At 68.7% G+C, this 24,070-nt stretch carries 25 protein-coding genes; 4 read left to right on the forward strand and 21 right to left on the reverse strand.

Translation table 11 applies throughout. From position 1 onward, the window contains the following. Positions 1 to 104: 104 nt before the first annotated feature. Genes B9Y70_RS12875 through B9Y70_RS08960 form a run of 3 tightly spaced genes read right to left on the reverse strand, consistent with a single transcriptional unit; the run spans position 105 to position 1,346 of the window. Entirely contained in the window at positions 105 to 278 is a 174-nt protein-coding gene (locus tag B9Y70_RS12875; protein WP_162841658.1) for a hypothetical protein, read from the reverse strand. Between the two features lie 7 nt (positions 279 to 285). Next, positions 286 to 990, reverse strand: a complete 705-nt coding sequence (locus tag B9Y70_RS08955; RefSeq protein ID WP_085549929.1) for a YceI family protein — start codon at positions 988 to 990, stop codon at positions 286 to 288. An 8-nt stretch (positions 991 to 998) separates the two neighbouring features. Continuing rightward, positions 999 to 1,346 (reverse strand): hypothetical protein, encoded by a 348-nt coding sequence (locus B9Y70_RS08960; RefSeq protein ID WP_085549930.1) that lies wholly within the window; start codon positions 1,344 to 1,346, stop codon positions 999 to 1,001. Positions 1,347 to 1,444: 98 nt separating this feature from the next. Between B9Y70_RS08960 and B9Y70_RS08965 the strand changes: the two genes are divergently transcribed. After that, positions 1,445 to 1,831: an RNA polymerase-binding protein RbpA gene (locus B9Y70_RS08965; RefSeq protein WP_085549931.1), complete on the forward strand. Its 387-nt coding sequence runs from the start codon at positions 1,445 to 1,447 to the stop codon at positions 1,829 to 1,831. A 57-nt stretch (positions 1,832 to 1,888) separates the two neighbouring features. On the opposite strand, the gene B9Y70_RS08970 is transcribed toward B9Y70_RS08965, so the two are convergent. The 4 genes from B9Y70_RS08970 to B9Y70_RS08985 are packed head-to-tail and all read right to left on the reverse strand — an operon-like array spanning position 1,889 to position 6,000. Continuing rightward, positions 1,889 to 2,695 (reverse strand): polyprenol monophosphomannose synthase, encoded by an 807-nt coding sequence (locus B9Y70_RS08970; protein ID WP_085549932.1) that lies wholly within the window; start codon positions 2,693 to 2,695, stop codon positions 1,889 to 1,891. 12 nt (positions 2,696 to 2,707) lie between these two features. Next, a complete protein-coding gene (gene lnt / locus B9Y70_RS08975) occupies positions 2,708 to 4,195 on the reverse strand; it encodes an apolipoprotein N-acyltransferase (RefSeq protein WP_205410437.1) in 1,488 nt (495 codons plus the stop codon). Continuing rightward, on the reverse strand, positions 4,192 to 4,692 hold the full coding sequence (locus B9Y70_RS08980; protein ID WP_085549933.1) for an FxsA family protein: 501 nt from the start codon (positions 4,690 to 4,692) through the stop codon (positions 4,192 to 4,194). Before B9Y70_RS08980 ends, lnt begins: the two co-directional genes overlap by 4 nt. 9 nt (positions 4,693 to 4,701) lie before the next feature. Further along, positions 4,702 to 6,000 carry a lipase family protein gene (locus B9Y70_RS08985; RefSeq protein ID WP_085549934.1) on the reverse strand — a complete coding sequence of 433 codons (1,299 nt, stop codon included), beginning with the start codon at positions 5,998 to 6,000 and terminating at the stop codon, positions 4,702 to 4,704. Between the two features lie 29 nt (positions 6,001 to 6,029). On the opposite strand from B9Y70_RS08985, the gene B9Y70_RS08990 reads away from it, so the two are divergent. After that, a complete protein-coding gene (locus tag B9Y70_RS08990; protein WP_085549935.1) occupies positions 6,030 to 6,653 on the forward strand; it encodes a hypothetical protein in 624 nt (207 codons plus the stop codon). Here the strand turns inward: B9Y70_RS08990 and B9Y70_RS08995 are convergent. Genes B9Y70_RS08995 through B9Y70_RS09005 form a run of 3 tightly spaced genes read right to left on the reverse strand, consistent with a single transcriptional unit; the run spans position 6,650 to position 9,261 of the window. Then, positions 6,650 to 7,369, reverse strand: a complete 720-nt coding sequence (locus tag B9Y70_RS08995; RefSeq protein WP_085549936.1) for an SDR family oxidoreductase — start codon at positions 7,367 to 7,369, stop codon at positions 6,650 to 6,652. The genes B9Y70_RS08990 and B9Y70_RS08995 overlap by 4 nt on opposite strands. 3 nt (positions 7,370 to 7,372) lie before the next feature. Continuing rightward, on the reverse strand, positions 7,373 to 8,146 hold the full coding sequence (gene ygiD, locus B9Y70_RS09000; protein ID WP_085549937.1) for a 4,5-DOPA-extradiol-dioxygenase: 774 nt from the start codon (positions 8,144 to 8,146) through the stop codon (positions 7,373 to 7,375). Between the two features lie 5 nt (positions 8,147 to 8,151). After that, positions 8,152 to 9,261, reverse strand: a complete 1,110-nt coding sequence (locus tag B9Y70_RS09005; protein ID WP_420838444.1) for a M24 family metallopeptidase — start codon at positions 9,259 to 9,261, stop codon at positions 8,152 to 8,154. A 29-nt stretch (positions 9,262 to 9,290) separates the two neighbouring features. On the opposite strand from B9Y70_RS09005, the gene B9Y70_RS09010 reads away from it, so the two are divergent. Further along, positions 9,291 to 9,899 (forward strand): S1 family peptidase, encoded by a 609-nt coding sequence (locus B9Y70_RS09010; protein WP_085549939.1) that lies wholly within the window; start codon positions 9,291 to 9,293, stop codon positions 9,897 to 9,899. A gap of 98 nt (positions 9,900 to 9,997) precedes the next feature. Here the strand turns inward: B9Y70_RS09010 and B9Y70_RS09015 are convergent, their stop codons facing one another. The 11 genes from B9Y70_RS09015 to B9Y70_RS09065 all read right to left on the reverse strand — a co-directional run bounded on the left by B9Y70_RS09015 (position 9,998) and on the right by B9Y70_RS09065 (position 23,203). Beyond that, positions 9,998 to 12,775: a DEAD/DEAH box helicase gene (locus tag B9Y70_RS09015; protein ID WP_085550023.1), complete on the reverse strand. Its 2,778-nt coding sequence runs from the start codon at positions 12,773 to 12,775 to the stop codon at positions 9,998 to 10,000. Positions 12,776 to 12,879: 104 nt separating this feature from the next. Beyond that, a complete protein-coding gene (tatC, locus tag B9Y70_RS09020) occupies positions 12,880 to 13,866 on the reverse strand; it encodes a twin-arginine translocase subunit TatC (RefSeq protein WP_420838445.1) in 987 nt (328 codons plus the stop codon). Between the two features lie 20 nt (positions 13,867 to 13,886). Next, positions 13,887 to 14,267 carry a Sec-independent protein translocase subunit TatA gene (gene tatA / locus B9Y70_RS09025; RefSeq protein ID WP_085549940.1) on the reverse strand — a complete coding sequence of 127 codons (381 nt, stop codon included), beginning with the start codon at positions 14,265 to 14,267 and terminating at the stop codon, positions 13,887 to 13,889. A gap of 14 nt (positions 14,268 to 14,281) precedes the next feature. Further along, positions 14,282 to 15,280 (reverse strand): helix-turn-helix transcriptional regulator, encoded by a 999-nt coding sequence (locus tag B9Y70_RS09030; protein ID WP_085549941.1) that lies wholly within the window; start codon positions 15,278 to 15,280, stop codon positions 14,282 to 14,284. Next, complete coding sequence (locus B9Y70_RS09035) at positions 15,277 to 16,188, reverse strand: helix-turn-helix transcriptional regulator (protein WP_240309207.1); 912 nt, start codon at positions 16,186 to 16,188, stop codon at positions 15,277 to 15,279. The genes B9Y70_RS09030 and B9Y70_RS09035 overlap by 4 nt, the downstream gene beginning before the upstream one ends. A 45-nt stretch (positions 16,189 to 16,233) precedes the next feature. Continuing rightward, positions 16,234 to 17,625 (reverse strand): Pup--protein ligase, encoded by a 1,392-nt coding sequence (pafA, locus tag B9Y70_RS09040; RefSeq protein WP_085550025.1) that lies wholly within the window; start codon positions 17,623 to 17,625, stop codon positions 16,234 to 16,236. A 21-nt stretch (positions 17,626 to 17,646) separates the two neighbouring features. Further along, positions 17,647 to 17,835 carry a ubiquitin-like protein Pup gene (locus tag B9Y70_RS09045; RefSeq protein WP_085549943.1) on the reverse strand — a complete coding sequence of 63 codons (189 nt, stop codon included), beginning with the start codon at positions 17,833 to 17,835 and terminating at the stop codon, positions 17,647 to 17,649. 14 nt (positions 17,836 to 17,849) lie between these two features. Next, positions 17,850 to 19,412, reverse strand: a complete 1,563-nt coding sequence (dop, locus tag B9Y70_RS09050) for a depupylase/deamidase Dop (protein WP_085549944.1) — start codon at positions 19,410 to 19,412, stop codon at positions 17,850 to 17,852. Between the two features lie 5 nt (positions 19,413 to 19,417). Next, positions 19,418 to 20,923: a proteasome ATPase gene (gene arc, locus B9Y70_RS09055; RefSeq protein ID WP_085549945.1), complete on the reverse strand. Its 1,506-nt coding sequence runs from the start codon at positions 20,921 to 20,923 to the stop codon at positions 19,418 to 19,420. Between the two features lie 164 nt (positions 20,924 to 21,087). Further along, a complete protein-coding gene (locus B9Y70_RS09060) occupies positions 21,088 to 21,924 on the reverse strand; it encodes a tRNA (adenine-N1)-methyltransferase (protein ID WP_085549946.1) in 837 nt (278 codons plus the stop codon). A 16-nt stretch (positions 21,925 to 21,940) separates the two neighbouring features. After that, positions 21,941 to 23,203 carry a M18 family aminopeptidase gene (locus B9Y70_RS09065; RefSeq protein WP_085549947.1) on the reverse strand — a complete coding sequence of 421 codons (1,263 nt, stop codon included), beginning with the start codon at positions 23,201 to 23,203 and terminating at the stop codon, positions 21,941 to 21,943. Between the two features lie 35 nt (positions 23,204 to 23,238). Here B9Y70_RS09065 and B9Y70_RS09070 point away from each other — a divergent pair, with 35 nt between their 5' ends. Next, complete coding sequence (locus B9Y70_RS09070; RefSeq protein ID WP_085550026.1) at positions 23,239 to 24,057, forward strand: RecB family exonuclease; 819 nt, start codon at positions 23,239 to 23,241, stop codon at positions 24,055 to 24,057. The last annotated feature ends 13 nt before the right edge of the window (positions 24,058 to 24,070 follow it).

Consider the following 24,070-nt stretch of genomic DNA (forward strand, 5'->3'; position numbering starts at 1 on the left):
CGAAGGGCCACAGCGTCCCGGAATGTCGGCCGCAGTATTCCCCTTTCCTGCAGCCGGACACGCCCCTGATTAACGTCACAGTGACGTAATCGGGGTGGATTTCCCTATTCCCGATCCCGGTACTTGTAGGCCATCCAGAGTTGCCAGATGGACACCAGGACGAGAACGCCGGCGATGATGCCGATGAACCAGTAGCCCTGCCAGGACACGTAGATGCCGAAGATGAGGATGACGATGAGCCGGATCCAGATCATCGGGATCATGCGGGACGGGTTCATCAGGGACCTACTTCGTCAGGAGAAGGCGGATGTTGAGCTGACCGGTGTCGTCGATCTTGGCGGCGACGAACTCCGGGGACTCGACGCCGTACTCGTTGCGGTTGATGTCGACGTCGCCGGAGACGATGACACGGTCACCGTCGCGGAGGATGTCGAACTCGTGGCTCAGCGGACGGGTCTCGCCGCGGATCTCCATCTCGCCGGTGAGGGTCACCTTTCCGGGGGTACCGTTGCCTGGGACATCGGACACGTCGGCCGGCTCGGTGATGGTGAACGTGGCCGTCGGGTACTCGTTGGTGTGGAAGATCTTGTTGCGGACGTTGATGTCGCGGCGCTCGTTGTCGGTGGAGACATCGGTCATGTCGACGACGATCTCACCGGCCTGGACACTGCCCTGCTCGATGGTCGCCCAGCCCTCGACGGACTGCGTGGAGCCTGAGGTCTCACGACGGTCAGACGGGAGGATCTCGAAGAAGGTGAAGCCCACGGACGTGGTGTTGGAGTCCGCGCGCTGGTGGGTCACGTGCCACTCACCGTCGATGTCGGTGCTGGCCGGCTGCGCACCCTCGGCCGTCAGGCCCTCCGTCTTCACGCCCGGCCCCATGGCCAGCGCAAACAGCATCGGAACCACGGCCACGAGGGCCAGGATCACGATGAGGATGATGAAGATCGCGATGATGATCTTGCTGGCCGGCTTGCTCTGGGTGGTCATCGACCTGATTACCTCAACTTCTCAATCGTCCGTGCGAGTGCCACCAGTTCGGAGCACAGGACGCGGATCTCGTCCGGTTCGGCGCCCTCCGCCGATGCGGTGGCGACGTCTTCAGCCGCGCACCGCAGTTCGAAGAGGGAATCCCTCAACGCTGCGGCACGGTCCGGATGAATGATAACCGCTTCGGCCGGGATACTGGTACCCGAAACGTTCTGACGTTGCTCATAGGCGCGCTGTTTGCACGATCTGCTGCAATATTTGCGCGGGCGGCCACGGCCGGTGAGGACCAGCTCCTTGCCGCACCACGCGCATGACACCGCGGGATTGGTCGTGGATATCGTCACAGTGACCACCATATCCGATTCCCTGCCCGTTGTCGGGAACAAACCCGGTGGCCCGCACGTTATACTGGTACGTCTGAAGAACTTCAACCAACGAAAAGGATGATGCCGCAATGGCAGATCGCGTACTCCGCGGCAGCCGCATGGGTGCCGTCAGCTATGAAACTGACCGCGACCATGACCTTGCCCCGCGCCAGATGGTGAAGTACCGCACCGAGAACGGCGAGATCTACGAGGTCCCGTTCGCGGACGACGCGGAGATTCCCGAGGAGTGGATGTGCAAGAACGGCCAGCTGGGCACCCTCGTCGAGGGCGAGGGCGTCGAGTCCAAGCCGGTCAAGCCGCCGCGCACCCACTGGGACATGCTGCTGGAGCGTCGTTCCCTGGAGGAGCTGGATGTCCTCCTCGAGGAGCGCATCGAGCTGCTGCGTAAGCGCCGTCGTTCCGCCGCCCGCCTGCTCAAGGAGCAGCAGGCCGCCGAGGCCGAGCAGAACAGCTAGCCGCTGAACGGAAGGAACCCGGTGAGTGTCACACTCACCGGGTTCTTTCCGTGTCCGCTAATCGCGCTGCCGGGCCCGCTTCCAGTGGCGGTACTCGTGGGAGATCATCCGCTTGCCGACGGTCACCGCATCCGTCACCTGCTCCAGGCGGTGCGTGAGACCCCACTTCGTCACCTCGACGAGGGAGTCCCTGACGAAGCTGCCGTCGAGCTTGGACTCGCCGATCTCGCGCTCGGTGAAGGTGATGGGCACCTCGCGGACGTCGAAACCGCCGGAGACCGCACGCCAGGCCAGGTCGACCTGGAAGATGTAGCCGGCGTTGGACAGCTCATCGAGGTCGATGGACTCGAGGACGTCACGTCGATAAGCGCGGTAGCCGGCGGTCATGTCGGTGAGGCCGGCGCCGAGCAGCAGGGAGATGTAGATGTTGCCGCCCTTGGACAGGATCCAGCGCTTCTTCGGCCAGTTGACCACCTTGCCGCCCGGGACGTAGCGGGAGCCGATGACGAGGTCGGCGCCTGCGTCGACCTCGTCGAGGAGCAGGTGCAGCTGCTCGGGGGCGTGGGAGCCGTCGGCGTCCATCTCGCAGAGCACGGTGTACCCGCGCTCGAGCCCCCACTGGAAACCGGCGACGTAGGCGCCGCAGAGGCCGCCCTTGCCCTCGCGGTGGAGGACGTTGACGTGGGCGTCGTCGGCCGCGAGCTCATCGGCCCTGTCGCCGGTGCCGTCGGGGCTGTTGTCATCCACGATGAGGATGCCGACCTCCGGGGTGGCGGCGCGGACCCGGCCCACGATGAGCGGGAGGTTCTCCAGCTCGTTGTAGGTGGGGATGATCACCAGGGTCGCGTCACTGGGATTGGTCACGAAGGTCTCCTTCTATGCGGTGGTTCGTCGCCGGCCGGTCACCAGCGCGCTGATGAAGAGCAGGCCACCAAGAATTATAAGCGCTGTCTGAACATGCCCACCGTAGCGGGCCGCAAAGGTGATGGTGTCGCGCAGGGGCAGGGTCTCCACCAGGCGGCCGGGCTCGAAGATCCCGGTCTCCTGGCTGACCGAGCCGTCCGGGTGGACGATCGCCGACACACCCGACGTGGCGGCCACGACGACGGCGCGGTCGACCTCGATGGCCCGCAGGCGGCTCATGGCCAGCTGCTGGTAGGTCATGTCGGTGAACCCGAAGGTGGCGTTGTTCGTCGGGGTGGTGAGCAGCTGGGCGCCGTCGAGCACCGCGGTACGCAGGGCCGGGTCGAAGGCGACCTCGTAGCAGGTGGCCACGCCGATGACGACGTCGCGCATCCGGACGGTGAACTCCGGCGGGCCCGGCTTGAAGTCACCGGCCTGGTCCACGTATTCGGAGAACATGCGGAAGAAGTCCCGCATCGGCATGTACTCGCCGAAGGGCTGGAGGAAGTGCTTGTCGTGCTGGTCGCCGCGCCCGGTCTCCGGGTCCATGACGACCATGGTGTTGCGGTCCCCGACCTCGTCGCGGGTGATCGTGCCCACCAGGATCGGCGTATCGACGGCCCGGACCGCCCGGTCGACGAGCTCCCCCGCCTCCGGGTCAGCGAAGGGGTTGACGTCGGAGGAGTTCTCCGGCCAGATGACCAGGTCGAGCTCCTCCCCCGCCAGCTCCTCGGTGACTCGGACGTGGTTGGCCAGGACGGCCCGGCGCTGGGCGTTGAAGTCCAGCCCCATCCGCGGCACGTTGCCCTGGACGGCGGCGACGCGGGTCTCCCCCACGGTCGCCTCCTCCCGGTTGACCACCGTCAGGCCGGTGACCGCGCCGGCCACCAGCGGCAGGAGGACGGCGAGCGCCCCGGCGATGCGGGCCCCGCGGTGGCGGATGACCAGGGCGGCGAGGCCGGAGCCGACGAGCGCGGCCGCGAAGCTGACCAGCGCCGGCCCGCCCCACACGGCGAGGTTGGCCAGCGGCCCGTTGATCTGCCCCCAGGCCAGACGCACCCACGCGAACCCGCCGAAGGGGAAGGAGCTGCGTGCCCACTCCACGAGGACGTAGACGAAGGGGAAGGCGAGGAAGCCGTAGCGCCAGCGGGCCACGGCCACGCCGCCGACGCCCGTGGCCAGCGCGTAGAGGGCGCACACCACGGCCAGGGCGATGTAGGGCAGGTTGCCCACGAACTCGCCGATCCACGGGAGCATGAACAGGTAGAGCACGACGGCGTGGGTGAAGCCGAGGAGCGCACCCGACCACAGCCGCGGCCCGCGGCCGCGCCACGGCATGAGGGCGACGTAGAGCCCGGCCATCCCGGCGATGCCCGCCACCCACCAGCCGAGTGGCTCGTTGGAGGTGTAGGCGAGGAAACCGGAGGCCGCGGCGATGAGGAGCCGCAGCAGGAGTGTCACTTGAAGTCCTCCGGGCGGACGTTGCGGGTCCAGTCCTGGATCTCCGACTCATCGGGCTCGTCGATGACCTGCTCCGGGTCGCCGAAGCTGCCGTAGCTGGTGCCCGGGCGCCGGGCGGCGGTGGCCTCGTAGCTGCGCACGCCGAGATCCTCGATGGATTTCATCATCTTCTTCGCCGCGAGACCCCGGGCCACCGCGCGGGTGGGCGGGAAGATGAGCAGCAGACCCACTATCGACGACGCGATGCCCGGTGTGCCGGCGAGGATGGCCCCGGCGGTGAGCAGGCCGTAGTCACCGGCGACACGGCCGGCGGAGACCTTCTGGGCGGCGGCGAGGCGGCCGACGCGGCGCATCTCGATCGGCGCGGTCACCAGGCCCAGCGCCATGAGGCCGAACATGAGAAGCAGAGCCCAGCCGACGCCGAGCCAGGAACCGACGGCCCAGAACACGAGGGCCTCGATGATGAGGACAGGGAGGACAGCGAGAATGAACGGCACGTGCCCACCCTACCGGCGCAGTTCGTCGATCAACCACCCGACATGGTGGGTGAGGTGCCGGTAGTAGGGCCCGAAGTGGTTGGCGCCGGTGCGCCCGGGGATCCGGAAGGTGCGGTCCTCGAACCAGGTGACGTCGCCTCCCCGGTCCCGCCACTCGTCGCGCAGGTCGCGGACCTGGGCGACGGGGACGACGTCGTCGTGACGCGATCCCCACAGCAGGACCGGCACGCCCGGGGCCCGCGACCCGAGGGCGCGGGCGTCGAACTCGGCGGCGACGTGGGGCAGGTCGTCGAGAAGCTCGCCGAGGGGTACGCCGGCGTGGGTCCAGCGGGCGGTGCCCCGCCACCCGGAGGTGAACACCGAGCTCACGGCACAGGTGGAGATGTCGGCGGTGAAATGGTCGAGCCCGTCCGGGGTGAGCGCGCCGAGGATCTCCGCGCGGATGTCGGCGGAGGCCACCATGAGCCCCGCGACGGCGTAGGAGAGCACGCCGGTGACGAGGGAACCGTCGACATGGGCGAGGACCTCGTCGAGACGCGAGGGCGGGGCCCCGACGACGGCGGCGACCGGGGTGACCTCCGGGGCGTAGTCCCCGCGTTCCAACGACATGCCGACGGCGGCCCCGCCCTGCGAGAAGCCCCACATGCCCACCGGGGCCGCCGCCGGCAGGCCGATGTGTCGGGCGGCGCGGACGGCGTCGAGAAGCGCATTCCCGCCGGAGGGGTGGTCGCAGTAGAGTTGCCATCCGAAGTCGGGGTCGCGCGGGTAGTCGGTGAGCACCACGTGCATGCCGGCCGCGAGCATGGCGGTGATGGCGGGCAGTTCGTAGCTGGCGACGATGTCCACCGGGCCACGCAGCGTCACGGCCATGCCGACGGACATGGAGTACGACGGATCGCAGTGCGGGGCCACCCCCTGCGTCGACGGCGCGAAGGCGACGACCGGCCGCGCGCCACCCCGCCACTGCTGGTGCGAGTGCAGGTAGGCGCCGGTGGCGGTGATGGTGCGACCGCGGGCGTCGGTGGTGACGTACTCCATGCGGGTGGCGGTGACGCGGTGGCCGCCCATGAGCCGCATCGGCGCGGTCCCGAGCAGCGTCCCCGGCTTCTGCCCGATGACCCACGTGGCGTCGGAGAAGCTCGGTTCGGCGTCCCACTCGGCGAAGGTCGGCCGTTCCGGCGACCGGCCCCGCCCGCCGAGGCGACGCAGCACTCCCCTGCCCACGTCATGTGCCAACGGCACCCACGCCCGCGCGACGGTGGAACGCACACCGGCCCGGTGGACCCGGGTCGCGCGCCTGCCGTTCATGCGCCCCACCTTAACTACAATGAGCGACCGTGAGCGCAGAACCCGTCTACCTCGACCTCGCCCCCGACTCCGGTGTCGTCCCGCCCGGTGCCTGGGAGCCCCTGGCCGGCGCCGCCGACACCCACGGCGACGGCCACATCCACATCACCGATGCCGGTCATGTCCGGCTCTACGGCCCCCTGCTTATCGACGTCCCCGGCTTCCGCCCCGCGACCACCGTCACCGCGGAGGAAGGCGAGATCGGCTGGCTGGGGCAGACCGACGGTCTGGTCACGCTCGGGGCCGGCCTGCGCCTGGGGATGATGAGCACGCAGATCGCCCGCATGCTCGACGTGGTGGAGGCACCGGTGCGTCTGTGCCGGGACGGGCTCATCCAGATCGAGGGCCTCGAGGAGGGCATCGCCGAGCAGGTCGTGCGGGCGCTGGCTCCCCTGGGCCTCATCTTCGACGCCGGGTCCGACCTGCTGCAGGTCTCCGCCTGCGGCAACTGCGGGCTCGCGCGCTCCGACGTGCATCACGACGCCATGCAGTCCGTCGCGGGTGGCCTGGAGGGGCGCACCCACTTCGCGGGCTGCGAGCAGCGGTGCGGGGCGCCCGCGGACGAGCACATCGAGTACCTGGCGCTCGGCGAGGGCGAGTACGAGGTCTCCTAGCGGGGCATCCGGCGCCAGATCGGGCGCGGCACGACGCGCATGACCCAGGCCAGCAGGCGCAGGCGGCGCGGGATCCACAGGGTCCGGGAGCCGCGTCCGGTGCGGATCTCGTCGGCGACGGCGGCGGCGACCTCCGCCGGGGTGACCGACAGCGGGGCCGGATCCATCCCCTCGGTCATGGAGCCGATGACGAATCCGGGGCGCGCGGTGACCAGGCGGAGCCCGCTGCCGTGGAGGCGGTCGGACAGACCCTGGCAGAAGGCGTCGAGGCCGGCCTTGGTGGAGCCGTAGACGTAGTTCGCCCGCCGCGCCCGCCACCCGGCGATGGAGGAGAACGCGACGATCTCCCCCTGCGGCAGCAGATCCGCGAGCACCGTGAGCATGGAGACCTGCGCCGTGTAGTCGATGGTGGCGATCTCCGCGGCATGGGCCTCGTCGTGCTCCGCCCGGGCCTGGTCACCGAGGATGCCGAAGGCCACGATGGCGGTGGTCACTCCCCCGGTGAGCTCGATCGCCTGCTCCACGAGGGCGCGGTGGGAGGCCAGGTCGGTGGCCTCGAAGGGCAGGTGGTGGACGGCTGTTGCGCCGGCGTCGAGAAGCATCTGTTCCGCGGGCCGCCGCCGGGCGGCGAGCACGACCTCGCGACCGGCGCACAGTCGGGAGGCGAGTTCGCGGCCGATGTCGGAGGTGCCGCCGAGGAGCAGGATGCCGTTCATGCTCTACGACGCTACCCGGTAGCCCGTCATCGACAGCGATCCCATCGTGCGACGGTCGTTGAACACGTCGACGCTGCCGCCGGTCGCCGCGCTGACGCCCGCGATGTAGGCCAACGGGAGGAAGTGGTCCGGGGTGGGGACGGCGCGGGTGTAACCGGCGTGCTCCCGGAGGGAGGCGAGGCGGTCGGGATCGCCGAGCATGATGTCGCGGGCGGCCTCGTCGAACTCGTCGGCCCAGGCGAAACCGGTGTCGCCGCCGTGCCAGTCGACGAGCGAGAGGTTGTGCACGACGTTGCCGGAGCCGACGATGAGGACGTCGTGCTCGGTGGCCAGGCGCGCCAGGCGGGTGCCCAGATCGTAGTGCTCGGACAGGGGCTTGGTGGCGTCGATGGACAGCTGCACGACGGGGATGTCGGCCTCCGGGTACATGTGCTTGAGCACGGACCAGGTGCCGTGGTCGAGGCCCCAGTCGTGGTCGTTCTGCACGAGGGTCGGCTTCGCTACGTCGCGCACCAGCTCCGCGATCTCGGGATCACCCGGGGCGTTGTACTGGACGTCGAAAAGCTCCTGGGGGAAGCCGTGGAAGTCGTGGATGGTGCGGGGATCGGACATGGCCGTGACGCCGGTCCCCCTCGTGTACCAGTGGGCGGAGACGGCGAGGATGGCGCGCGGGGTGGTGCCCTCCCCCAGCGCGGACCAGGTGCGGGTGAAGTCGTTGTCCTCGATGGCGTTCATCGGGGTGCCGTGTCCGACGAAGAGAGCGCGGGTGGTGCTCATGGTGTCTACCTCAGTTCGCGTTGTTGATGTGACAGCGATTCTACGCCATCTGCGGACACAACAACAATGTCCTCGAGCCGCATTCCCCACCGCCCCGGCAGATAGATGCCCGGCTCGATGGAGAAGCACATCCCCGGCTCCAGGACCAGGTCGTTTCCGGCCATGATGTAGGGCTCCTCATGCGTGGACAGCCCGATGCCGTGTCCGGTGCGGTGGATGAAATACTCCCCGTAGCCGGCCTCCGCGATGACCTCGCGGGCGGCCCGGTCCACCGACTCCGCCGTCACCCCGGGACGCGCCTGCCGCATCGCCGCCGCGTGGGCCGCCTGCAGGACCCCGTAGGCCGCGGCGGCATCGGCCGGGGCCTCCCCGGCGCCGCCCACGACGTAGGTGCGTGTCGAGTCCGAGTGATAACCCGGACCCCGCGTGCCGCCCACGTCGACGACCACCACGTCACCCGTCTCCAACACCCGCGCCGAATGGGAGTGGTGCGGATTCGCCCCGTTCGGCCCCGACCCCACGATGACGAAGTCCACCACATCATGTTCCTTGAGGATGAGGGCCTGCAGATCCGCCGCCACCTGGTTCTCCGTGCGCCCCTCCCGCAGCAGCGACGGCACCCGCTCCTGCACCCGGTCGATGGCCGCCGCGGCCAGCGCCAGCTGCTCGATCTCCGCCTCGTCCTTCCGCATGAACAGCTCCTTGAGGGTGGTGGCGGCGGGGAGGGTGGGGGCGTCGAGAAGCTCCTGGAGACGCAGCACATGCAGCGTGGTCAACGAGGATCCCAACGCCACCGGACCGTCGTCGAGCACCGCCACGGCACGGGCGTGCGCGTCATCCCCGTCGACCCAGCCGCTGATGAGCACATCCAGGTGTGGCAGCGCCGACAGCGCCAGATCCCCGATGTCCGTCTGCGGGGCCAGCAGCACCGGCCGCCCCTCCACCGGGACCACCAACGCCGTGAGCCGCTCATGCGAGGACAGCCAGGACCCGGTGAGATAGGCCAGTTCCGGACCCGTCCCGATGACGAGCCCCGCGAGCCCCTGCTCACGGCAGAGCTCCGCGGCGCGGGCGAGGCGGGTGGCGTACACGTCGGTGGGAAACAGATCAGTCATGTCCCCCATCGTAGGTACGCTGGGAAAGCGTGTCGCACGCCATCACCGTCCGCCTCAGCTCCGGCCGCTCCTACTGCTCGGGAGTGCTCATCTCCCCCGACCTCACGGGCGGCGAGGCCACCACCGAATACGTGCTCAGCTGCGCCCACTTCCTGCGCGAGCGCACCGGGGAGATCAAGGTTGGCGGGGCCTTCTTCCACGCCCGCATCCGCGGCGCCGTGCGCATCCCCCGCACCGACATCGCCGTCCTCCGGATGGACCGCCCGTCACCACCGAAGCAGCTCCTCCGCTTATCGACGCACGGTGCCCCCTGGCTCGCCCCCACCCGCACCGAAGGCTTCGGGAAGAGCTGGCACCGCAAGCGGGAGCGTTTCGGGCGGGTCATCGCGCGCACCCCCTTCGCGCTGGGCCGCAATCTGGCGACCTTCGTCACCTCCGCCGCGATCCTCCACAACAACCCCAAGGCCGTCAAGGGCGACTCCGGCGGGCCCGTCATCATCGGGGATGAGGTCGTGGCGGTGCAGTCGATGATCACCGACCCCTTCGGCGCCAACACCGGACTGGCCACCGTCGCCCAGGTGGCCGCCCACCGGCGGGCCATCCGGGCGGCGGTGGAGGCGCTGGAGGAGGCCTACTAGCCGTCAGGAGCGCCCGAAGAGGCCGCGAAGTCCCCTCATCGACGCCGAAAAGGAGGCTTCGCGGTCTACTCTTCCGCCCGGGACGGTTCAGCGGACCCCTAGCTGCCGATGGCGACGACACCGCGACGGATGGCGTCGATCGCGCGGCGCGCATTGGCCTGTACATCATCGGTGTAGGCGGTCTTGGCCACCTGACCCAGCAGGTCCATGACCTGGCGGCACCAGCGGACGAAGTCGCCCGGGGTCATCTCCGCACCCGACTCCGCGGCGGCGGCGAGGCAGTAACCGAGCGGGGCGCCGGCCGCCCACTGGTGCATGGCCAGCGCGAAACCGGCCTCCGGCTCGCGGGTGACGGGCAGCCGGTGACGCTGCTCGTCCGCGGCCAGTTCCTGCCAGATCCGCACGGTGGCGTCCATCGCCTCGGCCATGCGGTCGGTGGCGGCGTTCGCCTCACCGCCGAAGTCCTTGCGGTTCTCGAACGTGCACAGCGACACCACGCCCGCCAGTTCCGCCGGGTCGAGTTCGTTCCAGATGCCGCGGCGCAGGCACTGGGCGACGAGCAGGTCGGACTCGTTGTGGATCTGGGAGAGCAGCTCGCCCTCCGGGGTGATCACCGGCACGCGGTCCGGGCCGGTGCCCTCGAACTCGACGTAGCTCATCTCGGAGAGCAGGCCGATGATGCGCTCGAAGTGGCGGCCGAGGGTGTCGGTGGCCTTCTCCACGCGCGCGTTGAGGCGCGTCAGCTCCCGCTCGCGGCGGGCCAGCTTCTCCCCCACCCGCGCCAGCTGCTCGCGGTCGGTGGCCGGCCACGCATGGACCGGGTGGTTGCGCATGGCCTCCCGCAGAGCGACGACCTTCTTGGAGTCTCGCACCCGAGCGTTCTGGCGCATCTTCTTCGGGCGTGTGAAGCTGTTCCGCTGGAACTGGTCGACGATGTAGCGGGTGTTGCGCCGCGGGTTGTCCAGCACCCTGCGCGGCAGCTTCATGCGGCCGATGGTCTGGGGCGGGTTGTTGAAGGAGGAGGCGTCGATGCGCCCGGACCATCCCTGTTCGGTGGTGACCCACGGACGCGGGTCACGCGTCTGGTTCGCCGGGGTGACCACGACGGCCAGCACCGGGTGCTTCCGCCCCGGCATGACGATGACGTCCCCGAGCTGCAGCCTGCCGAGGAGCGTGACGGTCTCCAGCTGCCGCTGCTCGAGGGAGTGCACGCGGGAGGCCTTCTCCTCCTCACTGAGATCGCGGCGCAGCTGCATGTACTCCATGAGCATGTCCGCGGGGTCCTCCCCGTCGCGGACGGGCGGGGCGAAGGTGGCGATGGCGTCGAAAAGCTGCGAGCGCAGCTCGCGGACCCGGTGCTCGGCCTGCTCGATCTTGCGGACGTCGTCGACGACGGACCCGTCGGCCTGGTACTGCGCGAAGGACTTCTCCAGCAGGCGCAGGGAGGGCTCGAAACCGATCATGCCGAGGAGGTTGACGGCCATGTTGTAGCCGGGCGCGAAGGTGGAGATGAGCGGGTACATGCGTGTCGACGCCAGGCCGGCCACCGACCGCGGGTCCATCGCCGGGGTCCACTGGACGACGGCGTGACCGATGACGTCGATGCCGCGGCGGCCCGCACGGCCGGTGAGCTGCGTGTACTGGCCCGGGGTGAGCTCGACGTGGCCCTCGCCGTCGAACTTGACCAGCTTCTCCAGCACGACGGACCGCGCCGGCATGTTGATGCCCAGGGCCAGGGTCTCGGTGGCGAAGACCATGCGCACCAGCCCCTGCACGAAGAGCTTCTCGACGATGTGCTTGAACGCCGGCAGCATGCCCGCGTGGTGGGCGGCGAAACCCCGCTTGAGGGCGGCCTTCCACTGGGAGAACTGCAGGACCTCCAGGTCCTCCTCCGGGATGCCCTCGACGCCGGCGTCGATGATCTCCTCGATCCTCTGCGACTCCTCGTGATCGGTGAGGACCAGGTTGGAGCGCAGGCACTGGAAGAGCGCACCGTCACAGCCGGCGCGGGAGAAGATGAAGGTGATCGCCGGGAGCATGTCGCGGCCCTGCAGCACGCGGATGACGTCGGGACGTCCCACCGGCTTCTGCCGGTCCTCCGGGCGCTTGATGCCGGAACGGCGACCCGCGGCGCGGGCCCGGAAACCCCGCCCGGACTCGTAGTCGGCGCGGCCCTCCTCCGCTTCGTCCGCCTGGATGCGGTTGATGACGTGCTCCAGCTCCCGGTTGACCTCCCCGCCGGTGCCGGGCTCGAACAGCGGGTAGATCTTGCGCCCCACCATCATCCACTGCTCGAGCGGCACAGGACGCTGGTCGGTCACGATGACCTTCGTGTCACCGCGCACGGTGGACAGCCAGTCACCGAACTCCTCCGAGTTCGACACCGTGGCCGACAAGCCGATGATGTTCACCGACTCGTCGAGGTTGAGGATGACCTCCTCCCACACGGCGCCCCGCTCCCGGTCCGCCAGATAGTGGATCTCGTCCATGACCACGTGGCTGAGTCGGTCAAGCGTCGGGGAGCCCGCGTAGATCATGTTGCGCAGGACCTCGGTGGTCATGACGACGATCTCCGCATTCGAGTTGATCGACACGTCACCGGTGAGCAGGCCGACGACGTCCTCGCCGTAGTCCTCGCGCAGGTCGTTGAACTTCTGGTTACTCAGTGCCTTGATCGGCGTGGTGTAGAAGCACTTCGTGCCCTGCGACAGTGCCAGGGAGACCGCGAACTCGCCGACGACCGTCTTACCGGCACCGGTCGGCGCACAGACGAGAACCCCGTGGCCCTCCTCCACCGCCCGGCAGCCCTCCAGCTGGAAATCATCGAGAGGGAAGGAGAAGCGGGCGGCGAACTCCGAGAGGTGAGTGACATGCATGTCGTTCATGAGACCCACGTTACTGAAAACGCCGGTCCGGGCTCGAGGCCCCCGGACGCACCGACGGAAACACCCCGTGACCAGGAAGGTCACGGGTGGGATCACTACAGCACGTCGTCGAAACCGCTCGTGTGCGTCGGGCGCGGGGCGTCGACCGGGGCGGGACGGGAGATCGGCGCCGGGGCGTCCGTGCCGCCGGGGGCGGTGTTGAGCGGGGAGGCGGACTCGTCGTCGAGGTCCATCCACTCGGGGCGCTCCCGCTGGCGCTTCTTGTCGTTGATGCGGGTGAACTGTATCGCCATCTCCACAAGCAGCACCAGGCAGGCCGCCAGCACCACCATGGAGAAGGGGTCCTGGCCCGGGGTCATGAACGCGGCGAAGACGAAGAGGATGAGGATGATCATCCGTCGCTTCTCCTTGAGCGTCTGGTACTCGAGGACTCCGACGATGTTGAGCATGATGATGATCAGCGGCACCTCGAAGCTGACACCGAAGATGACCAGCAGGCCGAGGAGGAAGTTGTAGTAGTCCTGGCCCGTCAGGGCCGACACCGCGAACTCCGTGCCCATCGTCATGAGGAACTCGAGGGCGAAGCCGACGATGAAGTAGGCGATGAGAGCGCCCAGCACGAAGAGCGTGACGGCCAGCGTCACGAACGTGAACGTCGAGCGCCGCTCCTTCTTGTGCAGACCCGGGACGATGAACGCCCAGATCTGGTAGAGCCACACCGGGGAGGACAGGACGAGACCGGCCAGCGCACCCACCTTGAGGCGGAGCATGAACATTTCGAAGGGGCGGGTGGCCAGCAGGCGGCACTCCCCGTCGCGGGTGAAGTCTGCGCGTGACTCCGGCGGCAGCTCACAGTAGGGCCCGCGGAGGATCTCACCGAGCGGCATCGTCCCGAAGGGGGCGTGCTGGTACCAGATGAAGCCGACGATCGTGCCCGCGAGGAGTGCGAGCAACGAGATGATGACCCGGCGGCGCAGCTCCTGGAGGTGCTCCACCAGGGACATGTCACCGGTGGGCGACTTCTTCTTCTTTTTCCTGCTGAACCGCAGACGGCGCCGGGTGGCGTCACCGGTCTGGGACATCGTGGATTACGTCCCCTGCCCTACTGGTTCGGGTTCTGCTGACCCGGCTGGTTCGGGTGCTGGGGGTGCTGCGTGTTCTGTGGGCCGGGCTGACCCGGGTACGGCTGACCCTGCTGCGGCTGCTGGTAGCCCGGCATCGGCTGCTGGCGCGGCTCGTAGTTCGGGTTCGGCTGGTTCTGCGGCTGATCCCAGAAATCCTGCTGGGGCTGCGGCGGGGCGATCTGACCCTGCTGAGGCTGCTGCGGCTGCGGCTGATCGTCGTTGCCCATCTCCTTGACCTCGGACTTGAAGATGCGCATCGAGCGGCCGATGGAGCGGGCCGCGTCGGGAAGCTTCTTCGCGCCGAACAGCAGGACGACGACGAGCACGATGATCAGGATTTCCCAGGGGCCGGGAGTCATGTGTGTATTACCTCTCAGGAGAAAGCTCGGTTGGAGTCGAACGTAGAGCCTTGATCATACGCTGTCAACGCGGCAACTGCGCTGCGGCGCACCTCTGCGACGAGGTCCTCCGGACCGGTGACGGTGAGGCGATCGGACTGGCCGAGAGCGAAGCGGATGAACCAGTCCTGCGAGCCGACGGGCATGCGGGCGTGGACACGGCCGTCGGCGGCCGTCTCCCCCAGCGTGATGGGGAAATAGTCGGCGAGCCACGTGTGCTGCGGCTGGATGAGCAGCTCCGCCTGCGCGGCGATCATCCGGTAGCCGAAGGGGTCCGCCGGGTCGAAGGGCAGCTCGTCCAGGTGCGGGGTCGCCGGCTCCGGGAGGATCTCGACGTCGGTCATGCGGTCCGCACGGAAGTTCTTGTGCTGATCGGCGTCGCGGTCCCAGGCCGTCAGGTAGGTCTCCCCCTCGGTGACGAAGATCTTGGCGGGGTCGACCTCGCGGCGGGTCGTCGTGTCGGAGGACTGCGACCAGTAGGTGAACGCCACCCGACGTCCCGCGGTGACCGCTTCGCGCAGGACCTCCTGCGGGGTGGACTCGGCCGGGTCCTCGACGGCGAGGGTGTCGAAGATGGCGACGGCGCGGTCGTCCATGATCCCGCGGAGCTTGGCCGCCGCCGAGATCACGGCTTCCCTGTCGGTGAGCCCGGGCATGCCCTCCAGCGACTCGAGGGTGAGCAGCAGGGCGCCGGCCTCGGTCGGGGTGAGACGCAGCGGGCGGTCCATGCCCTGCGAGTTGGTGATGGACACCCGCGTCCAGTCGGCCTCCAGGTCGACGAGCTCCTCCGGCCACGTGCCGACGCCGCAGCAGCGCAGGCGGTTGATCTCCTCCTGCAGCTCGGCCGGGTCCCGCCCGAGGTCCTTGGCGGCCTCCATGAGGCTGCGGTCCGGGTGCGCCTGAAAGTACGGCAGGAGGTTGAGGGCGCGGACGATCGAGTCGAGCTTGCCGGCGGAATCGGTGGAACGGCTCATCGGGCGGCTCCCTTCAGCAGGGCGATGACGTCCGCGCGGACGTCGGCGGGTTCGTGGACAATGACCTCCGGGGCGAACCCTGCGGCAGTGCGCGACAGCCAGGCGCGGTCGACGTCGAGGAACTCGGTGCGTCCGTCCTCCCGTTTCGTGCCGACGGCGGCGAGCTCGTGGGCGATGCCCTCGGGGATGGTGAGCACGGCGTCGACACGCGCGTGGAGTGCCCGCAGGGACTCGACGACGATGTTCTGCAGATCCTCCTCCGGCTGCGGGTGGGTGATCTCCTGCCGCTTGGCGTAGACCTTGGCGATGCGCAGGACACGGAAACAGCGGGGCGCATCGCGATCGATGTCGTGGCCGATGAGGTAGAGCTTGTCCTGGTGGGTGACGATCGCCCACGGGTCCATCGTGCGGCGCACCGGCTCGGAGGTGGGCGTCGCGACGTAGTCGAAGGACATCCGGAGGCCCTCGCGGATGATGGTGATGAGGTTGCCCAGGATCGCGGGATCCAGACGATGGGTGTCGTTGACGGCGGTGAACACCGGTGCCTCCGACAGGTCGCGACTCACTCCGGCCGCGGCCAGCTTGGTCCAGCCGGAACGCGCGAACACGCCGAGCTCACTCGTCTGCCCCATGTGTCCCGCCAGCCCGAGGACGGCGGACTCCTCCGGGGTGAAGGAGACCTCGGGCAGCTCGTAGCGGTCGGTGAGGAGGCGGTAGGCGGTGCCGCCGGTCTCGGAGCTGCGCTGCTCCAGCGGCACGCCCGCCCGGCCCAACGTGGTGATGTCCCGGTGCAGACGCCGATGGAAGGCGTCGGCGGAACAGTCGCCGTAACCGTCGACGCGGGAGCGGATCCATTCCGGGGTGAGCATGCGCCCGCCCCGGCGATCCGCGTCCTGCAATGCGAACACGAGGTTCAACAGACGGTGGACCGCCCGTTCCTGTTTGCCCATCTGCTACCTCCGGTAGGACCCAGCGTTGTCATCAAGATAAGCCAGGAGCTCGTCGACGCGCGCGTCAACAGGCTCGAACGGGTCGAGAAGTTCCACCAGCCGCGATTCCGGCTCGTTGACCTTGAGGTGGACCCAGTCGGTGGTGATGGGTGCGCCCAGTTCCTCGGCGCGGTGGATGAGCTGCCCGCGCAGGCGGGCGCGGGTGGTCTCCGGAGCGGTGTCGACGGCCGCCTCGATCGCCTCATCGGTGGTCCAGCGCTCCACCATGCCGCGGGACTCCAGCAGCGGGAACAGGCCGCGGCCGGGGCGGATGTCGTGGTAGGTGAGGTCGATCTGGGCCAGCTTCGGGTGGGTCCAGTCCTCCCCCAGCCGCTCGCGGTACCGGTTGAGCAGGTTGAGCTTGATCACCCAGTCGATCTCGCGGTCCACCTGCGAGAAGTCCTGCGTGCGGAGGGCCGTGAGCTGGCGGGTCCACAGGTCGACGACGCGGCGCAGCTCCTCCGTGGGGGTGCCCTCGTCGGGGCGCTCCTCCAGCCACTGCGTCGCGGCGGCGAGGGTGGCCTCCTGCACCTCGAGCGCGGTGACGGTGCCGCCGTCCTTGAGCAGCAGCGGGGTGGAGCCGGTCATGTCGCGGGCGATGTCGCGGATGTGGCCGATGGGGTTGTCCATCTCGAAGTCGGGCAGGGTGACACCAGCCTCGATCATCTCGAGCACGAGCAGCGTCGAGCCGATCTTCAGCGCGAAGGTCGTCTCCGACATGTTGGAGTCGCCGACGATGACGTGCATGCGGCGGAAGCGCTCCGAGTCTCCGTGCGGCTCGTCGCGGGTGTTGATGATCGGCCGGGCCCGCGTCGTCGCCGAGGAGATGCCCTCCCACACCTGGTCCGCGCGCTGCGAGAGCACGAACCCGGGCTGGAAGCCGCCGGTCGCACGGCCGACCATGCCGGCGCCGCAGATGAGCTGGCGGGTGATCATGAACGGCAGCAGCTGCTTGCCCAGGCTGCGCAGCGGCAGGTGGCGGCCCACGAGGTAGTTCTCGTGGCAGCCGTAGGAGTTACCCACCGAGTCGACGTTGTTCTTGAACAGGTAGACGCGGCCGTCGACACGGTCGGCGGCGAGGGCCTCCTCCGCGCGTTGCGCGAGCTTGTCGACGACGAGGTCGCCCGCCTGCTCATGGTTGAGCAGCTGCGTCAGGCTGTCGCACTCGGCGGTGGCGATCTCCGGGTGGGAGCCCACGTCGAGGTAGAGGCGGGAGCCGTTGCGGGTGAAGATGTTCGAGCTGGAGTACTTCTCGACGATCGGTCGGAACAGGTACCGGGCGATCTCGTCGGGGGTGAGCGAGCGCCCGCCGTCACCGGCGACCGCGGTGATGCCGTACTCCGTCTCGACGCCCATGATGCGGCGGGCGAAGATCACTTACTGGCCGCCCTTCTGGACGTAGGAGCGGACGAACTCGGCGGCGTTGGTCTCCAGGAGGCCGTCGATCTCGTCGAGAAGATCGTCGGTGCCGGTGGTGTTGAGCTGCGCCTGGCCGGCCTCGAAGGCCTCGTCGTCGCGGTTGTCGCTGCCGCCGCCGGCGGAGATCTGGGACTGGGGTCCGGTCATGATGGGTGCTCCTTCTAGTGCTGGTGAGGCTTGTTGATGTGGGACTTGTTGTGGTGGGTGACGTAGTGGTCCGGGGCGAAGTCGATCTCGGTCAGCTTCCGGATCAGCTCGTCGGTGTCTGCTGAGGAGTTGATGATCTCCCCGACGTGCTCGCGGGTGAGCCTGTCCACCTCGTTGGTCTGGAAACGGGCGGTGCCCTCGGAGTGCTTGAGGATCATCGTCTGCCAGCTGGCGGCGATGACGTCGTCCGGGAAGCGGGCCGAGACCGCGCCCCGGAACCAGGCGCGGGAGTCGGCCGGGGGCTCCTGGGCGGCGCGGGCGATCTCCTCCTCGGTGGCGATGGTCTCCATCCGGCCCTTGCGCACGAGCGCGTGGTACAGGGACTTCGCCGGGTCGATGTCCGCGTACTGCAGGTCGATGAGCTTGAGCTTCGGGTCGCCGATGTCCACCCCGCGGTCGAGGTAGCCCTTGATGAGGGCCCACTTCGCGGTCCAGTCGAGGAGATGGGAGGTGGACAGGGGGTCGTCGGCAAGCATGTCGAGGACTGTCCCCCACAGGGCGATGACGCGCTCATCGACATCGTCGACGGCGACCACGCGTGAGCGGTACTCGGCGAGGATCTCCAGGGCGGTGAGCTCGCGGCCGTCGCGCAGCTGCAGTTGATGGGTGAGGGTGAGATCGTGGGAGACGTTCTTGATCTCGGCGACCGGGTCCGTGAGGCGCAGGTCGGAGAAGTCGACCTCGTTCTCGATGGCGTCGATGACCAGCTTCGTCATGCCCAGCTTGAGGAAGTTCGAGGTCTGCGACATGTTCGCGTCACCGACGATGGTGTGCAGGCGACGGAAGTGGACGGCGTTTGCGTGCGGCTCGTCGCGGGTGTTGACGATGCCGCGGTTGAGTGTCGTCTCCAGGGAGATCTCCTGGTGGAAGTAGTCGGCGCGCTGGGAGATCTGGAATCCCTCCCGCTCACCGGCCTCGCCGATGCCCAGGCGTCCCGCGCCGATGATGACGTTGCGGGTGACGAAGAACGGGATGAGCGCCTGCGTGAGCACCTGGAAGTCGGTCTTGCGCGAGTACTGGTAGTTCTCGTGCGCCCCGTAGGACGCGCCCTTGCCGTCGACGTTGTTCTTGTAGATCTTCAGCGGCGGGCACGGATCATGGTGCTTGAGGATGCTCACGCCCTGCTCGTAGAGTTCGGCCACGTCGGCGACGGCCTTGCGCATGATGAGGTCGCCGGCGGCGTCGTAGACCATCGCGTCGTAGGCGTTGGAGACCTCCGGGGAGGAGTACTCCGGGTGCGCGTGGTCGACGTAGAAGCGGGCACCGTTGGTGGTGACCACGTTGGCGATGCCCACCGCGTCCGGCTCCACGACCGGCACCGTGTGGTAGCGGCGCAGGTCGAAACCGCGGGTGTCCTTGAGCGGCGACTCCTCCTCATAGTCCCAGCGCGACCGCGCGCCGGTGTTCATCGCCGCGTACGCCACCACCGCGTGGGTGGAGGTGACGATCGGGCTCAGTCCCGGGTGCGACGGTGTGGAGATGCCGTACTCGGTCTCCGTTCCCATGTACCTGCTCATGTCCTCTATCCAATCACTCGTGCCTGGACGACGCGCTTGCCGTGCCGTCCCGCGATGCGCGACCACTCGTCCGGGTTCGCCGTGTTCGGCAGGTCCTCGGACTCGTTCTGCTCGGCGGCGACCGCCTCCTCGATGTGCCGGCGGCTCACGCCTGCCGTGCTTGTGCCGGCCAGGTGGTCCTTGATGGCCAGCTTCTTCGCCCGGTCGACGATGTTCGCGATCATCGCCCCGGAGACGAAGTCCGAGTAGTCCAGGACCTCGATCTCCCCGTCCACCAGGGTCAGTTCCACGAAGGGACGCGGTGCAAAGAGCTTCTCGACGCCCGCCTCAATGAGTTCCGCCACCGGCTCTGCGTGCGGGACGTCGTCGGTGAGATAGCGCTGGAAGATGTCCCGCGCGCCGTCGCGGGTGGGGCGCTGGACGCGGATCTTCACGTCGAGGCGGCCCGGACGCAGCAGCGCCGGGTCGATGAGTTCCTCGCGGTTGGTGGCACCGATGATGATGACGTTAGCGAGGTTCTCCACGCCGTCGAGCTCGGTGAGCAGCTGCGGGACGACGGTGGTCTCCATGTCGGAGGACACGCCCGAACCGCGGGTGCGGAAGATCGATTCCATCTCGTCGAAGAAGATGATGACGGGGCGGCCCTCCCCCGCCAGCTCCCGGGCCCGCTCGAAGATGAGCCGGATGCGGCGCTCCGTCTCGCCGACGAACTTGTTGAGCAGCTCCGGTCCCTTGACGTTGAGGAAGTAGCTGGCCGAGCCGTCACCGAGGCGGTGGCTCAGCGAGTTGGCGACCGCCTTCGCGATGAGCGTCTTTCCGCAGCCGGGCGGGCCGTAGAGCAGGACGCCCTTCGGTGGGTTGAGGCGGTAACTGCGGTAGAGGTCCGGGTGCGAGAACGGCAGCTCCACGGCGTCGCGGATCTGGTCGATCTGCTCGTCGAGGCCGCCGATGTCGGCGTAGGTGACGTCCGGGACCTCCTCCAGGGAGAGCTGGGACACCTCCGTCTTGGGGATCCGCTCGTAGGCCAGGCCCGCCTTCGTGTCGACGAGCAGCGTGTCGCCGGCCCGGGCGCTCGTGGCGATGGGTTCCGCCAGGCGCACCAGGCGCTCCTCACCGGTGGAGTTGGCCACCAGGGCGCGGCCCTCCTCGACCCGCTCGGTGAGCATGCCCAGCTCCCCGGTGTCCGGGAAACCGCAGGCCTCCACGACGATCGACCCGTCGCCCAGGCGCACCAGGGCCCCGGGGGCCAGGTCCTCGGGGTTGAGGTTCGGGGAGACCTTGAGTCGCATGAGCCGGCCGGAGGTGAACACCTCGGCGTCCCGGCCCACACCCCCGGAGAGGTAGACGCCGTACGTCGAGGCGGGCTCGGCGAGGGCGTCGATTTGGGCGGAGAGGTCCTTCAGCTTGTCCCGGGAAGCCTTGAGCAGCTGCGAGAGCTTCGAGTTGCGACTGCTCAGGGTCCGGATCTCCCGCTGCAGGGCGGTGGCGTCCGTGGTGTCGGCGTTGGTCATGCCCCAACTGTAACGTGCACCACCCGGGGCTGGTTTCGTCCCCGGGTGATCGCCAGGGTTTGCCCTGGGCGGAGAATGCAGGGGCTGACCCGGACAGTGTTCAATTTCATGCATTGTCCCTGTTCGCCACTTGTCTGGACGTCAGGGATTGCATAGCCCGGGGGCTACTTGCGTGCACGCCTCTGGGGGCGCGGCGGGGTGACTCCGTCGGCGAGGCGACGGGCCCACACGAGGAACGCGGTGTGGGCGTTCATGCGGTGCTCGGGGCGGGTGGCCAGGCCCTCGACCTTCCACTCGCGCACCAGCGACTCCCAGGCCTTGGGTTCGGTGAAGCACTGCTGTTCGCGGATGCCCTCCATGACCTTCATCAGCTGCGGCACGGTGGCCACGTACGTCATGAACACGCCGCCCGGGATGAGGACATTTCTCACCACGTCGAGGCACTCCCACGGCTCGAGCATGTCGAGGATGACGCGGTCGACCGGGCCCCCGAGGTCCTCGACCGTGACGTCCTTGAGGTCGCCCAGGCGCGGGCTCCACGTGGCGGGGCGGCCGCCGAAGAACTCGTCGACGTTGGACTCGGCGAACTCGAGGTGGTCCTCGCGGATCTCGTAGGAGATGAGCTCGCCCTCCGGTCCGATGGCGCGCAGCAGCGCCATGGACAGGGCGCCGGAGCCGGCCCCGGCCTCGAGGACGCGGGCCCCGGGGAAGATGTCGCCCTCGATGAGGATCTGGGCGGAGTCCTTGGGGTAGATGACCGCGGCACCACGCGGCATGGACAGCACGTGGTCGACCATGAGGTGGCGGAAGAGCAGGTAGTCGGCGCCGAGGGAGGAGCGGATGACCGAACCCTCGTCCATGCCGATGATCTGGTCGTGCAGGATCTCGCCCTTGTGGGTGTGGAACTTCTCCCCGGGGGTGAGGATGAGGGTGAAGTGCCTGCGCTTGGCGTCGGTCAGCTGGACGCGGTCACCGGGCTGGAAGGGGCCGGAGTAGGCCACGGGGGTCTCCTATCGTTTAAGAACCAATCAAGTATGCCTCAAGCGCCTCCGCGAACCACAGCTGGTCCTGCACGCCGGCCAGTTCGCGGGCGGAGTGCATCGACAGCAGCGGGACGCCGACGTCGACGGTGGGAATGCCCAGGCGGGTGGCGGTGATGGGGCCGATGGTGGAGCCGCACGGCATGGCGTTGTTGGAGACGAAGCTCTGCGAGGGCACCGCGGCGGCGCGGCAGGCCCGCTGCCAGCGGGCGACGGTGTCGGCGGTGGAGGCGTAGCGCTGGTTGGCGTTGACCTTCACCACCGGGCCGCCGCCGATGAGCGGGTGGTGCGCCGGGTCGTGCTTGCCGACGTAGTTGGGGTGCACCGCGTGCGCCGCGTCGGCGGAGACACAGGTGGAGCGGGCGTACATGCGGCGGGTGGCGTCGAGGTCCGCGCCCAGCGCGGCGGCGGTGCGCTCGAGGACGTCCTGGAGGATGGGGCCGGCCGCGCCGGAGGTGGTGGCGGAGCCGACCTCCTCGTGGTCGAAGGCGGCGAGGACGAGCACGTCGGAACCCGTGTCCCCGGACTCGATGGCGTGCAGCAATGCGACGAGCGACGCGTGCACCGACGACAGGTTGTCCATGCGCCCCGCGGCGATGAGCTCGGCGTCGGCACCGAAGACCTCGCCGCGCTGCGCGTCGCAGGTGATGAGGTCGAACCCGTCGATGTCCCGCTTGTCGACGCCCACCTTCCCCGCCACCAGCTCCAGCACAGGGGTGTGCCCCTCCCCGATGAGCCCGGTGACAGGCTGCATGTGCTGCTGGCGGTCGAGGGTCAGCTCCTTCGAGCGGTCGAGGTGAATCGCCAGATGCGGGATACGGGCGACCGGGCCGGTGTTCACCAGGCGCTGGGAGCCGTCGCCGAGGATGACCCGCCCGGCGAAGGTGAGCTCGCGGTCGAGCCACGAGGAGAGGATCGGCCCGCCGTACACCTCGACCCCTGCCTGCGCCCACCCGACCGTGGCCAGTTCGGGCGCGGGCTTGAGGGTGAACCCCGGGGAGTCCGTGTGGGAGCCGATGATCCGGAACCCGGAGTCCGGGGACGCGTCCTCCGGGACCCACCACGCCATGACCGCCCCGCCGCGCACCATGACATGGCCACCCGGGGAAGCGTCCCACGGGGCGGACTCGTCCTGGGGGAGGAAGTCGGCGTCGATGAGCCGGTCCGCGACGACCCGCGCGGCGTGGTAGCTGCTCGGGCTGTCGGCGATGAAGTCGAGGAAGTCGAGAGTCTGGTTCATGTGTCCAGCTTGCCACGGATAAGGTGGTGGCCATCATGAGTTCCCCGCTTCCCCGCCCGCTCGCCCTCTCCCCCTCCCGCGCCTCCGACTACCAGCAGTGCCCCCTGCTCTACCGGCTGCGCGCCATCGACCGCCTCCCGGAGCCGAAGACGCTGCCGCAGGTCAAGGGCAATCTGGTGCACGCCGTGCTCGAGTACATGCATGCCCGGCCGCGTGAGGAGCGCACCTACCCGGCGGCCGTCAAGCAACTCAAGCCGCACTGGGCGGCGATGGTCGCGGCGGATGCCGAACTGCGTGAACTGGTGCCCGAGTCCGCGCTGTACGACTTCCTCGTCGAGTGCCGCACGCTGCTGCGCGGCTACTTCGAGATGGAGAACCCGCAGGGTTTCGACGCCCACGCCGTCGAGATGTACGTCGACACCGTCCTGCCCAACGGCGTGCCGGTGCGCGGCTTCATCGACCGGGTCGACGTGGCACCGACCGGTGAGGTGCGCGTCGTCGACTACAAGACCGGCAAGAAGCCGCTCCCCCGCTACAGCCACGACGCACAGTTCCAGATGCGCTTCTACGCCCTCGTCTACTGGCGGCTCCACGGCGTGATCCCCCACCAGCTGCGGCTGATGTACCTCAAGGTGCTCGACTCGATGTTCCTCGCCCCGTCGAAGGAGGAACTGGAGTACTTCGAGCGCGACCTCGCCGATCTGTGGGGCAAGATCGCCTCCGACGGCCGCGAGGGCCGCTTCCGGCCGAAGACCTCGAAGCTGTGCGGCTGGTGCTCCTTCCAGTCCCTGTGCCCGGAGTTCGGTGGCACTCCCCCGGAGTACCCGGGGTGGCCGGGCTCGACGGCGGACTGACACGCCCGCGGTT

Source organism: Corynebacterium pollutisoli, from assembly GCF_900177745.1.
In the GTDB taxonomy this organism is placed as follows: domain Bacteria; phylum Actinomycetota; class Actinomycetes; order Mycobacteriales; family Mycobacteriaceae; genus Corynebacterium; species Corynebacterium pollutisoli.

Bases quoted from the DNA above. Each gene is read 5' to 3' on its own strand.
- B9Y70_RS12875 (WP_162841658.1), bottom strand. From the start codon at position 278: ATGAACCCGTCCCGCATGATCCCGATGATCTGGATCCGGCTCATCGTC.
- B9Y70_RS08955 (WP_085549929.1), bottom strand. From the start codon at position 990: ATGACCACCCAGAGCAAGCCGGCCAGCAAGATCATCATCGCGATCTTC.
- B9Y70_RS08960 (WP_085549930.1), bottom strand. From the start codon at position 1,346: ATGGTGGTCACTGTGACGATATCCACGACCAATCCCGCGGTGTCATGC.
- B9Y70_RS08965 (WP_085549931.1), top strand. From the start codon at position 1,445: ATGGCAGATCGCGTACTCCGCGGCAGCCGCATGGGTGCCGTCAGCTAT.
- B9Y70_RS08985 (WP_085549934.1), bottom strand. From the start codon at position 6,000: ATGAACGGCAGGCGCGCGACCCGGGTCCACCGGGCCGGTGTGCGTTCC.
- B9Y70_RS08995 (WP_085549936.1), bottom strand. From the start codon at position 7,369: ATGAACGGCATCCTGCTCCTCGGCGGCACCTCCGACATCGGCCGCGAA.
- ygiD (WP_085549937.1), bottom strand. From the start codon at position 8,146: ATGAGCACCACCCGCGCTCTCTTCGTCGGACACGGCACCCCGATGAAC.
- B9Y70_RS09005 (WP_420838444.1), bottom strand. From the start codon at position 9,261: ATGACTGATCTGTTTCCCACCGACGTGTACGCCACCCGCCTCGCCCGC.
- B9Y70_RS09015 (WP_085550023.1), bottom strand. From the start codon at position 12,775: ATGCATGTCACTCACCTCTCGGAGTTCGCCGCCCGCTTCTCCTTCCCT.
- tatC (WP_420838445.1), bottom strand. From the start codon at position 13,866: ATGTCCCAGACCGGTGACGCCACCCGGCGCCGTCTGCGGTTCAGCAGG.
- tatA (WP_085549940.1), bottom strand. From the start codon at position 14,267: ATGACTCCCGGCCCCTGGGAAATCCTGATCATCGTGCTCGTCGTCGTC.
- B9Y70_RS09030 (WP_085549941.1), bottom strand. From the start codon at position 15,280: ATGAGCCGTTCCACCGATTCCGCCGGCAAGCTCGACTCGATCGTCCGC.
- pafA (WP_085550025.1), bottom strand. From the start codon at position 17,625: ATGGGCGTCGAGACGGAGTACGGCATCACCGCGGTCGCCGGTGACGGC.
- B9Y70_RS09045 (WP_085549943.1), bottom strand. From the start codon at position 17,835: ATGACCGGACCCCAGTCCCAGATCTCCGCCGGCGGCGGCAGCGACAAC.
- dop (WP_085549944.1), bottom strand. From the start codon at position 19,412: ATGAGCAGGTACATGGGAACGGAGACCGAGTACGGCATCTCCACACCG.
- arc (WP_085549945.1), bottom strand. From the start codon at position 20,923: ATGACCAACGCCGACACCACGGACGCCACCGCCCTGCAGCGGGAGATC.
- B9Y70_RS09065 (WP_085549947.1), bottom strand. From the start codon at position 23,203: ATGAACCAGACTCTCGACTTCCTCGACTTCATCGCCGACAGCCCGAGC.
- B9Y70_RS09070 (WP_085550026.1), top strand. From the start codon at position 23,239: ATGAGTTCCCCGCTTCCCCGCCCGCTCGCCCTCTCCCCCTCCCGCGCC.